The organism is Cupriavidus basilensis OR16, assembly GCF_000243095.1.
In the GTDB taxonomy this organism is placed as follows: domain Bacteria; phylum Pseudomonadota; class Gammaproteobacteria; order Burkholderiales; family Burkholderiaceae; genus Cupriavidus; species Cupriavidus basilensis_D.
This window is the reverse complement of record NZ_AHJE01000078.1, coordinates 1-12,733: the sequence shown is the minus strand read 5'-3', so window position 1 is coordinate 12,733 and position 12,733 is coordinate 1. Positions and strand designations below refer to the sequence as shown.

Genomic DNA, 12,733 nt, shown 5'->3' with positions numbered 1-12,733 from the left:
GTCCTACCGCCATCGTGCAGGCCGAACTCGAGGCAGCGCAGCCAGCGCGGTGTTACAAGAGAAGCTGGACGCCACGCGCCAGGCCCACGCTGCTACGCGTGCGCATCAGGAGGGCTTTGTCAATCTATATAGTGAGCGCCATTAGCCGAAATAGATCTGCAAAATCGGCAGCCACCCCCATTAGGCGCCAACCTCAAAGAAAGCCAAGAACTTGCGCATGATGGGCGACAACGCCCCCGCGCGATGCGCCACCAGGACCCGGCTGGCCGCGTCGGGGCCGGCCAGCGGGCGGTACGCGACACCCGGAATGCCGGTGCGAGAGTAAATCTCCGGCAGCACCGAGACCCCGGCACCGCTCGCCACCAAACCGATGATGGTCGTGGCCTCGCGCGCTTCCTGGCCGATGCGCGGCGCAAAGCCCGCGCGGTTGCACAGCGTGGTGACATGATCGAACAGCCCGCACCCCAGCCCTCGCGGGAATAGCAGGAAGGGCTGGGCGGATAGTGCGCCGATGTCGAGTCCTGCATCCTTGTGCGTAGCTGGAGTCCCTCCACCTCCTGCTTTTGCCAGCGCGTGCGCGGCTGGCAGCACAGCGACCAGCCGATCCGCAAGCACCTCATGCACGGTGATGCTGGCGGGCGGATAGAACTGGGGCGCAGGGCGCAGGAAGCCAATGTCGATCTCTCCCTTCTCCAGCCCCTGCAACTGCTGCCCGGTGGACATATGCACTAGTTCCAGCATGGCGCGCGGGTGGCCAAGGCGGAACTGCTGCACGGCGCGCGGGAAAACATCCTGCATGGGCACGGAGGCGGTGAAGGCCACCCGGATCTCGCCCGCCTCACCGGCTGCAACCTGCTTGACCACCTCGCGGGCCTGCTCCAGGTTGCCCAGCGCTGCCTTTGCCTTGTCAAGGAACAGCGTACCTGCCGGCGTCAGTGCCACATGGTGGCGGGAGCGGTCGAGCAGGGGGCTGCCGAGTTCGTCTTCCAGTGCCTTGATCTGGGTGCTCAGCGGTGGCTGGCTGATATGGAGGTTGCGCGCGGCCTCGCTGAAGCTCAGCGCTTCGGCCACGGCGACGAAATAGCGGAGTTGGCGAAAGTCCATTGGTTATATCGAAGTGAAATAACAAGCGGTTTTAAAACATATTGGACAGTATCACGACGGCTGGCCACAATGCACGCAAACGAATGCAACCGGACCACAGGAGACAAGAATGCTGCGCCGACCTTACCTAGCCGGCTTGCTGGCCGCCGCGCTGTCGCTGGGCGCTGCCGCCGCCAGCGCTGAGACCTACCCCGCCAAGCCCATCCGGCTGGTCGTGCCCTATGCGGCAGGCGGCGCTGTCGACATCGTGGCGCGTTCGGTTGGCCAGAAGATGAGCGTGCTGCTCAAGCAGCCCATCATTGTCGACAACCGCCCGGGCGCCAGCACCAATATCGGCATGGACGCGGTGTCCAAGGCCGCGCCGGATGGCTACACCATCATGATGGCCTCCAACAGCCTGGCTACCAATGCCGCGCTGTTTGCCAAGCTGCCGTTCGACCCGACGCGCGATTTCACGCCGGTGGCGCGCATTGGCCAAGCCCCGCTGGTGCTGGTGGTGCCGGCCAAATCCAGCGTGACCTCGCTCAAGGACCTGGTCTCCCAGGCGCAGGCGCAACCCGGCAAGCTCAGCTATGCCTCGGCCGGCAATGGCAGCTCCGGTCATCTCGCCGGCGAGTTGTTCAAGGAAGCGGCGCACATCGACGTGTTGCACGTGCCTTACAAGGGTGGCGCGCCAGCCATCACCGACCTGCTGGGCGAGCGCATCGCGTTCATGCCGATTAACCCGCTCGAAGTCATCACGCATATCCGCGCCGGCACCCTGCGCGCCGTCGCGGTGGCGAGCGACCAGCGTACGCCGCTGCTGCCGGGTGTGCCAACCTCGCGCGAGCAAGGCCTGCCGGGCTTCTCCGCCTCTGTCTGGTGGGGACTGGTGGCCCCGGCCAAGACGCCGCCCGCTGTCGTGCGTGAACTCAACACCGCTGCCAATACGGCGCTGGCCGACCCGGACGTGCGGAAGCAACTCATGCAACTGGGTGTCACCATCCTGCCTGGCACCCCGGAAGCCTTCGGCCTGTTCGTGCGCAGCGAAACCTCAACCTGGAACGGCGTGATCCGCAAGGCGGGCATCACGGCCGACTGAAGCCCTCCACGCGACCCGACGGAAATCCCCATGTCAGACATCCACGCCCAAGCGCAATCCCCGGCCCCGGCCGACGCGCAAGCCGACGCAACGCATCCCTCTATCCTGGTGGTCAGCGCGCATGCCGCCGACTTCGTCTGGCGCGCCGGCGGTGCCATCGCGCTGTATGCCGAGCGCGGCTACCACGTCAAGATCGTCTGCCTGTCCTTTGGCGAACGCGGCGAGTCCGCCAAGATGTGGCGCCAGCCCAGCATGACCATGGAGCGCGTCAAGGCCGCGCGGCTTGAGGAAGCGCAGCAGGCCGCCGACATCCTCGGCGCCACACTGGAGTGCTTCGACCTCGGCGATTACCCCCTGCGCGTGACCGACGCGGCGTTGCTGCGCCTTGCCGACCTCTACCGCGAACTGCGGCCGGAGCTGGTGCTGAGCCATTCGCGCGAGGACATCTATAACTTCGACCATCCTCTCGCCACCCACGTGGCGCAGGAAGCGCGCGTCATCGCCCAGGCACATGGCTACAAGCCTGAAGTGCCGGTGATCGGCGCGCCGCCGGTATTCCTGTTCGAGCCGCACCAGCCCGAGCAGTGCAACTGGAAACCCGATTTGCTGCTCGACATTTCTTCCGTTTGGGAGAAGAAGCAGCGCGCTTTCACCACCATGGCGGCGCAGGAGCACCTGTGGGAGTACTACACGCGGGTGGCGCTGCAGCGCGGCGCCCAGGCCACGCGCAATTCCGATCGCAAGGTGAAGTACGGCGAGGGCTATGCACGCGTGTTCCCGCAAGTATCGGAGAGCCTGGCATGAGGACCGTCGCCTATCGCAATATCCTGCGCGCCGCCTCCGCGGACATCGAGGTGCTGGGTGCCGCAGGCGTGGCCACTGTTCATGAGGCGCAGCGCCGCACGGGACTGATGAAGCCCTATCTGCGGCCGATACAGTCCGGCGTAGCCATGGCCGGCAGCGCCGTGACGGTGCTGATGCATCCGGGTGACAACTGGATGATCCACGTCGCGGTGGAGATGGTGCAGCCCGGGGACGTGCTGGTGGTGGCGCTGGTCAGCGACTGCACCGATGGCCTGTTCGGCGATCTGCTGGCGACCTCGCTCAAGGCGCGGGGCGCGCGTGGCCTGGTCATCGACGGCGGCGTACGCGACGTGGCCACGCTCAATGCCATAGGCTTCCCGGTCTGGTCGCGGGCGGTTTCCGCCCAGGGCGCGGTCAAGGAGACCGTCGGCGCGGTTAATGTCCCGGTGATCTGCGCCGGCGCCAACGTGCGGCCCGGCGACGTGATCGTGGCCGACGGCGACGGCGTGGTGGTGGTGCCGCGCCCCCAGGCCGCCGAGACCGCGCGCCGCGCCGGCGAGCGCGAGGCCATGGAAGCGGGCAAGCGGGCCACGCTGGCCTCCGGCGTGCTCGGCCTGGACATGTACAAGATGCGCGAGGCGCTGGCGGCCAAGGGCCTGGCCTACTCGGATGAGACCGTGGACTGGTATAGCGGTTTCGATGAGGCCTGAGCCCGACGTCGCCCGGCGCGCCCGCATCTGGTATGAGCGACGCAGACAAGCATCCAGGCATCGCGGGGGAGCGCAGATGGAACTGCGCCAGCTTCAGTATTTTGTCCGGGTGGTGGAGCTCGGCAGCATGAGCCGTGCTGCGCTCAATCTCGATATGGTGCAGTCCGCCATGAGCCAGCAGATCAGCCGGCTGGAGAGCGAACTCGACCCGGCTGCTGCCCCCGGCCACGCGCGGCGTCGCGCCCACCGAAGCCGGCCTGGCCTTCTTCCGCGAAGCCCGACTGGCGCTGCGCCATGCCGAGCAGGCCAAGCGCGCCGCCCATCATGCGTAGCTGTCCGGTACCGTCAGCGTGGGTTCGGCGCCCACTACCGCCTCGGTGATCGGCGTGCCGCTGATGCGCGCCATGCGCGAGCGCTAACCGGATGTGAGCCTGCATATGGTGGAGAGTCTGTCCGGCCACCTCAGCGCCATGCTCAATGCCCGCCAGCTCGACCTGTCCCCGCGCGCGCCAGTGATGCTCCGTTGGCACTTCTTGCACGCAGCGGGGCTCACTACAGCCTGTTCGTGGATAGACGGACCCTGGGGTTGGAGGAGCCGTGTCGAAACAAAAAAATCAAGGAGGCTCTCGCGGAGCATGTGGCCTCAATCTCGGTTGATCGGGAGCTTTGCTTTGCCGATCAGGTGTCGGCCGTGATCCAGCACCTCTTGCCAACAGGCTACTGCACTCTCGCAGCGGTGTCCTCTTGCCTTAGCATGCACCCCCGTGGGCTGCAGAGAGCCTTGGCACTTCATGGCTCGCGGTTTGCCGATCTCCTGGCGGAAACAAGACGCGAGATGGCCCTGCGCTACATGGCGGATGGGATACCCCTGTCGATCCAGGCGTCCCTGCTGGGATATCGCGAGAATGCCTCACTCTATCGGGCACTAGGAGGTTGGCGCGGCGTCAGCCGCGATAGCGGTGCCCAATACGATCATGTTACGACCGTCGTTGAAGATTTCCACGCCGATTGTCATCAAATGACACTTTCAATCGAAAGGCCTCTTGCGGAAACTGTGGGGCGCAGCGCGTTGAACTAGACCTTGTCCGTACGAGTTGTATCTCGTTGAGCCGAGGCGCCGCCTGCGTAGCCTCGATATCTCTATTGCTGCATCGCAGCTATACAGCGGCAAACGGATCGGCGCTACTTTTTGATTGCGGACGGCTTGCGGGGGCCGTCCGCGATCGCTTTGAATTACCTGGATGATGAAGCTCGGAACCGCCGTCGACGTGCATCGTCTTCGGCGCAGACGGGATGGGCACGTGTAGAGCCGGCAGCGATAAATTTGAGGCGAACAAAGATGCATGTGGCCGCACCCTCAAGCGCGCGAGGGCACTGCCAATCATATAGCGGGCCGGCTATATGTAGCGGGCCGGCTATATGATTAGCAGTGCGTACAAGTGAGTTGCTTGAGGCGCTGTGCCTTGAGGAGGATAAGCCCAATCGCGGCGTTCGACGCAGCCGATGCGGAACTCGTGGTTGTGCGGCTTCTAAAAATTTCGGCCATACTGCCCCCCACGTCACTGCCTGGAGGCAAATAAATGGGGTTCGAATTCAACGGTAAGCGCGTCGTCGTCGCTGGTGGCTCGCGTGGCATCGGCCGCAGCATTGCGCTCGGGTTCGCGCAGGCTGGCGCTGCAGTGTCGGTCTGCGCACGCAATCTGGAAGGACTGAAAGCCATCGAGGCCGAGTTGGACGTTTATGGTCATCTGGCGCATACCGCACCTTGCGATCTCGCTGACGGCGAGGCGATCCGCGCTTACATTGCAGCAGCCGGCGAGGCGCTCGGTGGCATCGACATTTTGATCAACAACGCGTCCGGTTTCGGAGGCGGGGATACCGAAGCCGGCTGGGAGGCCGGCATCCAGGTCGACCTGTTGGCAACGGTGCGCGCGGGGCATGCTGCACTGCCATTCTTGCGACTGTCGGCCAACGCCGCCATCGTCAATGTTACGTCCATCTCAGCGCTTCGACCGTCGTCACGTACCCAGTCTTACGCGGCGATCAAGGCGGCGGTCATGCACTATACGGCTTCCCATGCGTTGGCACTCGCGCCGGATCGGATCCGTGTCAACGCGGTTGCGCCAGGCTCGATCGAATTTCCCGGCGGATCTTGGGAACAGCGCAAGACTTCCGATCCCATACTGTATGAGCGGATACTGCGTTCGGTTCCGTTCGGCAGGCTAGGGACGCCAGGCGAGGTCGCCAGCGCGGTGCTATTTCTCGCCAGCTCGCACGCAGGCTGGATCACCGGCCAGACTTTGGTGGTCGATGGCGGCCAGGTGTTGACGTAAGCGCAAATAGGGCCGCCAGGGCGATGCATTGTGCAGTTTCAACGAATAGGCGGATGTGTTTGCGTAGAAGGTGGGGACGCCAGGCGCGTAACCTCGCTGGAGGCCTTCGCGGCCAGAGCGGTCGATGAATTGCTGTCAGTCAGCGTTTCCACGCGGGTAATTCCAACGTCCGTAGAGTGCGGAAAGCAAGTCAAGCGATGACCTCGACAATGCTCGTCATTCCCTGGTCTTCGTGACCGACGGCATGGCAGTGGCAAACGAAGTGCCTGACAATTTTCGGATCGGTAAAGGGCATGACGACCTTCGCAGAGCTGGGCCGGACGTCCGTTGCAGGGGGCCCCGAGAAGTGGGTTGGCCCAGTAGTCTTCGCGGCTGCGCTGCCGGCTGCGGAAGCACTGTGACCAAATACCGGCTGTGCCAGAGCCTGCGTACCTTGCCCGCTTTGGGGCAATCTCCAGGATTTGCGTCAGTTTGGACGTTCCACGCAGTCACACAAATTCGGACACCCCCGTCTCAGGTCAGAAACTCTCTGTATCCACTTCGCTATTGCCCTGCGGATTGTAGCGGCTGCCCACCACGGTCCGCTGGCTGATTAATGACTCCAACCGGGCCATGTCATCTGCGCTGAGCTTCACATCGATCGCCCCGAGATCGTCCAGTAAGTGCGCCACGCTGGTGGTGCCAGGGATCGGAATGATGTCATTGCCACGATGCAACAGCCAAGCCAGCGAGAGCTGTGCCAGCGAGCAGCCGACTTCGCGGGCGATGGCCTTGTAGCCGTCCAGCAGCGACAAGTTTGCGGCGTAAGCCTCGGGTGCAAAGCGTGGCATGGAGCGGCGGATGTCCTTGGCTTCGAGCGAGGCTACGTCGGTCAGTTCGCCGCACAAAAAGCCGCGCGCCAGAGGGCTGAAGGCGACGAGGGCCACGCCAAGTTCGCGGCAGGCCTCCAGCACGGCGATTTCCGGGTTGCGCGTCCACAACGAATATTCGGTCTGCAGCGCGGTGATGGGATGCGCATTGTGGGCTTTGCGCAGCGTGGTTGCCGACACTTCCGAGAGACCGATGGCGCGGACATAGCCCTTGCGCACCAGATCGCTTAGGGCGCCCACGCTTTCCTCGATGGGTACTTTCTTGTCCCAGCGGTGCAGGTAGTACAGGTCAATCACGTCGGTACGCAGTCGCTTGAGCGCGGCTTCGCAGGTGGCCCTGATGGTCTGTGGGCGGCCGTCGATGACTCGCACGGGCTTGCCATCGCCATTGATGTCTACGCCGGTCATGCCGCACTTGCTGGCCAGGGTGAACTGGTTGCGGTGCTTGGACAGGACGTTGCCGACCAGCGTCTCATTTGCACCGAAGCCGTACAGGGCGGCCGTGTCAAAAAAATTGACGCCGGCATCCAGAGCGGTCAGCAGTACCTTTGCGGCTTGCTCGGGCGATGGTGGCACGCCGTAGGCGTGGCTCAGGTTCATGCAGCCCAGACCGATGGAGCTGACGTTGAAAGTGCCGAGTTTGCGTTGTTGCATTGGATGATCTTCCGAAAAAAGGTGCCCCCGATACGGTGTCCATCGATAGGAGCACCGCCAACCTGGCCACGCTGCGTGACATCAACTCCGAACGGGAGGCACCCATCGTCATTCGGCAGTTCAAATACCTGAGCAACATCCTCAAGCAGGATCATCGGGCCATCAAGCGCGTCCTTCGGCCGACTACGCACCCTTATCGCGACAAATCCCTTCAACGTCCCTCGCTTCCCGTTCGGCAGCAACGCTGATTTTGGCGATGGGCATCGTCATGACGGCTTAGCGACTGTATGTGCCCATCACGCTTTGGCCACCGAGCGCGTGCCCCCTGAGCGCCGACATAAGTTCGTCCCTGGTCAGCCCAGGCCGCAGTGCGGAAGGCGCGAGATCCGTCGCGACCACGGTCAAGGTGTAATGGTGCGGTGCGTCACCCGCTGGCGGGCAGGGCCCGCGATACACGACCTCTCCCCTGACGTTTTTGCCGATGGTGACGCCATGCCCGTCTGTCTGGCCTTCGCCCTCCTTGAGCTGCCCACGATCGGCGGCGATGTTGTACGCAACCCAATGTGAAACGCCAAGCCCCATCGCGCCGTCGGGATCGGAAAGCAGCACGGCAACCGAGTTGGTACCGGCAGGCAGGTTCGACCAGGACACCTGCGGAGAAACGCCCTTGCCGCCGCAATCGGACGTATTGTTGCCATGCAGCCAAAAAGCAATGCGCCTGCCAGCGGCGCGAAGCCTCTCTTAGCCAGTTTCATTCGTACATCTTCCTATGAAATGTGGAATGTATGCCGAGCGCGCCAGGCAAGGTGCAGCTTTACCCTCTGGCATTCGCGATTGCCGACACGGTGATTCCGGATTTACCATGGACCAAATCGTGCGCGATGCGCTTAATGTGTACGGGCGATGCAGGACGATGTCATTAGATATAACGCTAAAAATAAAGCGACTCGGGATCTGGAATATCGGCCACGGGGCTTCAGCGCGCGTGGCGTCGGGCTTCGATGACATCTCGCACTTCTGGATTCACGCAGGTCGAGGTGATACGCCCGGCGAGTGCGTCGAGCAGGTTGCGGGCCGCGCCCAACGCCATCGCGTCGCGTGTCTGTTGCGTAGCCGAGCCGATATGCGGCAGGGCGACGACGTTCGGCATTGTCAACAGCGGCGAGTCCGGTGGCAGCGGTTCGCGCTCGAACACGTCGAGTCCGGCACCGAGGATGCGACGTTCCCGCAGCGCCTCAATGAGCGCGGCTTCGTCGACCACCTGGCCGCGCGCGCAGTTGAGGAGGATCGCTGTTCGCTTCATCAGGCGGAGCTCTGCCGCGCCGATCAGCCGCTCGGTCGCGGCAGACAACGGCACCAGCAGGCACACGAAATCGGCCTGCGCGAGCAATTCCGGCAATGTGCGCCATTGCGCACCGTAGGCTTCTTCCGCTTCGTGGTTGCGTGTGCGATTGCAATACAGCACGTCCATTCCGAAACCCAGCGCCGCGCGTCGCGCGAGTGCACTGCCGATGCGTCCGAGCCCGACGATGCCGAGCGCCTTGTGATGAACGTCGACGCCGAACTGAGCCGCTCCGCTCCGACCGACGCACGCCATTCGCCTCGCCGCATCCATTCGGCGAGTTCGACGACACGCCGCGCGCTCGCGAGCAGCAGGGTGAACGCGAGATCCGCGGTGGTTTCAGTCAATTCGTCGGGCGTGTTGTTGAGGACGATGCCGCGCCGCGTCAGGTCCTCGACATCGAATGCATCGAATCCGGCGGAAATGGTCGATGCCGCTTCCAGAAATGGTGCGGCATCAAGTAGCTCCGGCGTGATCTTCATGTTGTTGCCGAGGATGCCGTGCGCCCGCGCGAGCGCTTCGATCAACGGCGCGCGGCTTGCGGCAGCAACCTGCTCGACCTCGATCACGTCATGCTGCTCGCGCAACAGCGCGAGCACGCTCTGCGGCACGTTCCTGTACACGACGATTCGTTTTCTCATCGGGGTTCCTCTGAGCGCCGGTGATATTCAAGCAGCGGCACATAGATTTATAAGGAAGCGGAATATGAAATTCCGGGAAGCAACCGCCAGAAGTTGCACGAGAAGTACGCATCCCACAAGAAGCGATTCAGGTCGGCTAGTACGTCGGCCAAATCGGTGGTAACCGGAGGGCTGAAGGTGGGCGCCATTAGCGAAAATAGTGGGCCTCAACTCTACCCCGTACCCATCTGCCGGAGCGCTGTGCCGACCTGTGCTTTGGGGGCGCCAATCGACATGGCCAGCAGCCACTCGTGTATGCGCTCTACGTCGATTCGCGAGGGGCCGTTTAGGCAGGCGGGAAGCTGGGCGTGGATAAGGCTGGTCCTACCCGCCTTTGCCGCTATTGCGCTGGTTTTACCGCCTGCCGACCCGGAAGGCGATCTCGCCGACACCCGCGACGCCCGCCGTGACTTCATCGCCAGGTTGCAGCGCGCCGACTCCGGCGGGCGTGCCGGTGAAGATCAGGTCGCCGGGAGCGAGGGTCACGCTTTGTGAGACATAGGCTATGACATCCGCCACGGGCCAGATCAGCTCGTTCAGGTCGCCTTCCTGGCGGATCTCGCCGTTCACCTTGAGCCATATACGGCCTTCGGCGGGATGCCCGACGTTGGCCACGGGTTGCAACGGGCCACACGGGCCGGAAGCATCGAAACCCTTTGACCAGTCCCAGGGCCGGCTCATCTTCTTGGCGGTGTCCTGCAGGTCGCGGCGGGTCAGGTCGACCCCCACGCCGTAGCCCCAGACCAGATCCTGCGCTTGCTCCGGCTTGAGGTTGGTGCCACCCTTGCCGATCGCCACCACCAGTTCGATCTCGTGGTGGAGGTTTTCCGTCAGCGACGGGTAGGGCACAGTCCCTTCGGCGGCCACGACGGCGTCTGCGGGTTTGGTGAAGAAGAACGGCGGCTCGCGGTCCGGGTCATTGCCCATCTCGCGGGCATGCGCGGCGTAGTTGCGGCCGACGCAGAACACGCGGCGGATGGGGAAGCGGGCGCTGCTGCCGGCCACGGCGACGCTCGCCTGCTCGGTGGGCTGGATAACAAATTCGGTCATTTCGGTGTCTGTTCCGTGTGGGCCAACGTGGGCCTGTGTACGAGGAGAAATCAATTTACTTGGCGAAAACCTGGCTGAGGTCGCCGAACGCCTTGAACTCCAGGGCGTTGCCCGACGGGTCGAGGAAGAACATGGTCGCCTGCTCGCCAACCTGTCCTTTGAAGCGCACATGCGGCTCGATCACGAACTTCGTATTAGCGACGCGCAGCTCGTTCGCCAGCGCTTCCCATTCTTCCATCGGCAGGATCGCGCCGAAATGCCGCACCGGCACCTCGTCGCCATCGACCGCGCTGGTCGCGCGATGGCCGCATTCTTCCGGCGCCAGGTGGGCGACCACTTGGTGGCCGTAGAAATTGAAATCTATCCAGGCATCGGAGCTGCGGCCCTCAGGGCAACCCAGTAGTTCGCCATAGAAGCGGCGGGCTTCGCTCAGGTCGTGAACGGGAAATGCCAGGTGAAACAGCGGAGTTGCGTTCATGAGAAGGTTCTTTTTTGGCGCGGGATCGAGAAGTGCTGTGGTGTTCCGGTTGCACTGATTGTAATCAGCAGAACTCGGAATATGAAACGAATTATTTCTGTTATAAGAACCAAAAATTTCGATAGATGATCCGCTACTTCGGTACCTTCCTTGTCGCCGTGGAAACCGCCTCTTTCTCTGCTGCCGGTGCGCGGCTTGCCTTGACGCAATCCGTCGTGAGCACGCAGGTACGCCGGCTGGAGGAGGACCTGGGATGCAGTTTGTTCGATCGCGCTGGCAAGTCGATCACGCTCGAGGAGAGCCGCAGGCCGCCGCCCGGCGCCTCCGCTTCGTCGAGTTCTATGAATCGATGAGGGTCCGCGCGCGCTCTATCCTCGATGTGACGCCGCTGGACTATAGAAGACCGGCATTCAAGCGACGTGAACCCTCGCCGGCGAGGCTGCATCGGCACAAGTTTGAATATGTTTGTCACGGCACCCAGGCGTTGATCGCCGCGCTGGATGTAAGGAGGGGCCGACCGTGGTGGCTCTGCTGACCGACTTCGGCCGCAATCGCTATGGCGCTGTCTTTCGCAGTCAAAGTGGACGTTGGGAACCTCTGCCAGGTGCCGGTACACTCGACGAGATGGCCCAGGTGATCGTCACGCTCCTGCAGCCATATTTGCAGCAGGATTCCATGACATGACACGACATGTGCAAGTTCCTTGCAGGCGCCTTCTTCGTGAACGCGGGACTTCTTTTCTACCGCTGCGATCATCTCAACCATCCGAATCGAAAGTATCACGCTTCATGGCCATGCGCATCAGCGTCAACACAATCAAAACGAAGACAAGGAAGCCGAGCATGCCGGCAAGCAAGATGGTTGTCATAGTTTCCTCCAGATATTCAGTAGCTTCGACGATGTTTCGCGTCGTGTTGACCCGGCCCGTCTGTCCCCGGCCAACGCAGGCGAGATATCGCGCCCATCGAGCCGACTGGTCGCTTGTGCTTGATGGCTCCGGATAAGCCGCAGCTCGACGCCTCATCTCCAATTGGGTAAATCCGCCACGAACAAGGAAACTCAGTGAATAGGCCGTCCTGATGCCGAGGCGCGTGTACCAGCCCCTCCTTTCGCCAAGGCCGACTCCAACGCATGTGCAAGACGCGGAAAGGCGTCGAATGTTCTGTGGACGCTTCGGTATTCAGTACCCCGATCCTACCGTCAAGGTTGACCAGCATCCCGACATCCTGTGAACCGCCCCGGGTTTAGTGGAGGCTCCAATTCTTGAGAGAATGGAGCCCATGAGCAAGCAAACCAAGTTTTCCCCCGAGGTCAGAGAGCGGGCCGTACGTCTGGTTCGAGAGCAGCGTAGCGAGCATCCGTCGCTGTGGGCGGCAGTCGAATCCATTGCACCAATGATCGGCTGCACGAGCCAGACGCTGCTGGGCTGGGTCAAGCAAGACCAAGTCGAGATTGGCGAGCGGGATGGCGTGACCGCGTCCGAGCGCGAACGCCTCAAGACGCTGGAGCGTGAGGTAAAGGAACTGCGCCGAGCCAACGAGATCCTGAAGCTGGCGAGCGCGTTTTTCGCCCAGGCGGAGCTCGACCGCCGTTTGAAGTCCTGATGGCCTTTGTTGATCAGCACCGCG

General features: G+C 62.8%; 12 protein-coding genes, 5 pseudogenes and 1 other annotated feature. Of the genes and pseudogenes, 11 read left to right on the top strand and 6 right to left on the bottom strand.

Going from position 1 to position 12,733, the window contains the following annotated elements:
* Positions 1-180: 180 nt before the first annotated feature.
* Positions 181-1,104 (bottom strand): LysR family transcriptional regulator, encoded by a 924-nt coding sequence (locus tag OR16_RS26330; protein ID WP_006161366.1) that lies wholly within the window; start codon positions 1,102-1,104, stop codon positions 181-183.
* 109 nt (positions 1,105-1,213) lie between these two features.
* On the opposite strand from OR16_RS26330, the gene OR16_RS26325 reads away from it, so the two are divergent.
* The 6 genes and pseudogenes from OR16_RS26325 (at position 1,214) to OR16_RS26305 (ending at position 6,032) form a co-directional block, all read left to right on the top strand.
* A complete protein-coding gene (locus tag OR16_RS26325) occupies positions 1,214-2,185 on the top strand; it encodes a tripartite tricarboxylate transporter substrate binding protein (RefSeq protein WP_006161365.1) in 972 nt (323 codons plus the stop codon).
* A 30-nt stretch (positions 2,186-2,215) separates the two neighbouring features.
* Entirely contained in the window at positions 2,216-2,989 is a 774-nt protein-coding gene (locus OR16_RS26320) for a PIG-L deacetylase family protein (protein ID WP_006161364.1), read from the top strand.
* On the top strand, positions 2,986-3,699 hold the full coding sequence (locus OR16_RS26315) for a 4-carboxy-4-hydroxy-2-oxoadipate aldolase/oxaloacetate decarboxylase (protein ID WP_006161363.1): 714 nt from the start codon (positions 2,986-2,988) through the stop codon (positions 3,697-3,699). The genes OR16_RS26320 and OR16_RS26315 overlap by 4 nt, the downstream gene beginning before the upstream one ends.
* A 76-nt stretch (positions 3,700-3,775) precedes the next feature.
* Positions 3,776-4,199 (top strand): annotated as a pseudogene (locus tag OR16_RS41835) (LysR family transcriptional regulator); the annotation flags it as partial.
* A gap of 281 nt (positions 4,200-4,480) precedes the next feature.
* A complete protein-coding gene (locus OR16_RS43695; protein WP_141639914.1) occupies positions 4,481-4,777 on the top strand; it encodes a hypothetical protein in 297 nt (98 codons plus the stop codon).
* Between the two features lie 502 nt (positions 4,778-5,279).
* On the top strand, positions 5,280-6,032 hold the full coding sequence (locus OR16_RS26305; RefSeq protein WP_006161361.1) for an SDR family NAD(P)-dependent oxidoreductase: 753 nt from the start codon (positions 5,280-5,282) through the stop codon (positions 6,030-6,032).
* Between the two features lie 518 nt (positions 6,033-6,550).
* Here OR16_RS26305 and OR16_RS26300 read toward each other — a convergent pair.
* Positions 6,551-7,555 carry an aldo/keto reductase gene (locus OR16_RS26300; RefSeq protein WP_006161360.1) on the bottom strand — a complete coding sequence of 335 codons (1,005 nt, stop codon included), beginning with the start codon at positions 7,553-7,555 and terminating at the stop codon, positions 6,551-6,553.
* A gap of 20 nt (positions 7,556-7,575) precedes the next feature.
* On the opposite strand from OR16_RS26300, the pseudogene OR16_RS26295 reads away from it, so the two are divergent.
* Positions 7,576-7,737: pseudogene (locus OR16_RS26295) on the top strand (IS6 family transposase); the annotation flags it as partial.
* 94 nt (positions 7,738-7,831) lie between these two features.
* Here the strand turns inward: OR16_RS26295 and OR16_RS26290 are convergent.
* The 4 genes and pseudogenes from OR16_RS26290 to OR16_RS26275 form a co-directional block, all read right to left on the bottom strand.
* Positions 7,832-8,257: a YbhB/YbcL family Raf kinase inhibitor-like protein gene (locus tag OR16_RS26290; protein WP_423739685.1), complete on the bottom strand. Its 426-nt coding sequence runs from the start codon at positions 8,255-8,257 to the stop codon at positions 7,832-7,834.
* 274 nt (positions 8,258-8,531) lie between these two features.
* Positions 8,532-9,538: pseudogene (locus tag OR16_RS26285) on the bottom strand (2-hydroxyacid dehydrogenase).
* A gap of 393 nt (positions 9,539-9,931) precedes the next feature.
* On the bottom strand, positions 9,932-10,627 hold the full coding sequence (locus OR16_RS26280) for a fumarylacetoacetate hydrolase family protein (RefSeq protein WP_006161355.1): 696 nt from the start codon (positions 10,625-10,627) through the stop codon (positions 9,932-9,934).
* A gap of 55 nt (positions 10,628-10,682) precedes the next feature.
* The gene (locus tag OR16_RS26275; RefSeq protein ID WP_006161354.1) at positions 10,683-11,105 is read right to left on the bottom strand and encodes a VOC family protein; all 423 of its coding nucleotides are present in this window, start codon (positions 11,103-11,105) and stop codon (positions 10,683-10,685) included.
* A gap of 125 nt (positions 11,106-11,230) precedes the next feature.
* On the opposite strand from OR16_RS26275, the gene OR16_RS46395 reads away from it, so the two are divergent.
* From OR16_RS46395 to OR16_RS26260, 4 genes and pseudogenes are all read left to right on the top strand, one after another.
* A complete protein-coding gene (locus OR16_RS46395) occupies positions 11,231-11,458 on the top strand; it encodes a helix-turn-helix domain-containing protein (RefSeq protein ID WP_006161353.1) in 228 nt (75 codons plus the stop codon).
* A 65-nt stretch (positions 11,459-11,523) separates the two neighbouring features.
* Positions 11,524-11,637: pseudogene (locus tag OR16_RS48415) on the top strand (IS630 family transposase); the annotation flags it as partial.
* A complete protein-coding gene (locus OR16_RS48410; RefSeq protein ID WP_158001389.1) occupies positions 11,625-11,789 on the top strand; it encodes a hypothetical protein in 165 nt (54 codons plus the stop codon). The pseudogene OR16_RS48415 and the gene OR16_RS48410, both read left to right, overlap by 13 nt.
* A gap of 596 nt (positions 11,790-12,385) precedes the next feature.
* Positions 12,386-12,733 (top strand): annotated as a pseudogene (locus OR16_RS26260) (transposase); the annotation flags it as partial.
* Positions 12,664-12,733, top strand: a sequence feature (AL1L pseudoknot). This feature is flagged as partial in the annotation. Its footprint overlaps the pseudogene before it by 70 nt.

Coding starts and splice junctions, on each gene's coding strand:
- OR16_RS26330 (WP_006161366.1), bottom strand. CDS start 1,104: ATGGACTTTCGCCAACTCCGCTATTTCGTCGCCGTGGCCGAAGCGCTG.
- OR16_RS26325 (WP_006161365.1), top strand. CDS start 1,214: ATGCTGCGCCGACCTTACCTAGCCGGCTTGCTGGCCGCCGCGCTGTCG.
- OR16_RS26320 (WP_006161364.1), top strand. CDS start 2,216: ATGTCAGACATCCACGCCCAAGCGCAATCCCCGGCCCCGGCCGACGCG.
- OR16_RS26315 (WP_006161363.1), top strand. CDS start 2,986: ATGAGGACCGTCGCCTATCGCAATATCCTGCGCGCCGCCTCCGCGGAC.
- OR16_RS26305 (WP_006161361.1), top strand. CDS start 5,280: ATGGGGTTCGAATTCAACGGTAAGCGCGTCGTCGTCGCTGGTGGCTCG.
- OR16_RS26300 (WP_006161360.1), bottom strand. CDS start 7,555: ATGCAACAACGCAAACTCGGCACTTTCAACGTCAGCTCCATCGGTCTG.
- OR16_RS26280 (WP_006161355.1), bottom strand. CDS start 10,627: ATGACCGAATTTGTTATCCAGCCCACCGAGCAGGCGAGCGTCGCCGTG.
- OR16_RS26275 (WP_006161354.1), bottom strand. CDS start 11,105: ATGAACGCAACTCCGCTGTTTCACCTGGCATTTCCCGTTCACGACCTG.
- OR16_RS46395 (WP_006161353.1), top strand. CDS start 11,231: ATGATCCGCTACTTCGGTACCTTCCTTGTCGCCGTGGAAACCGCCTCT.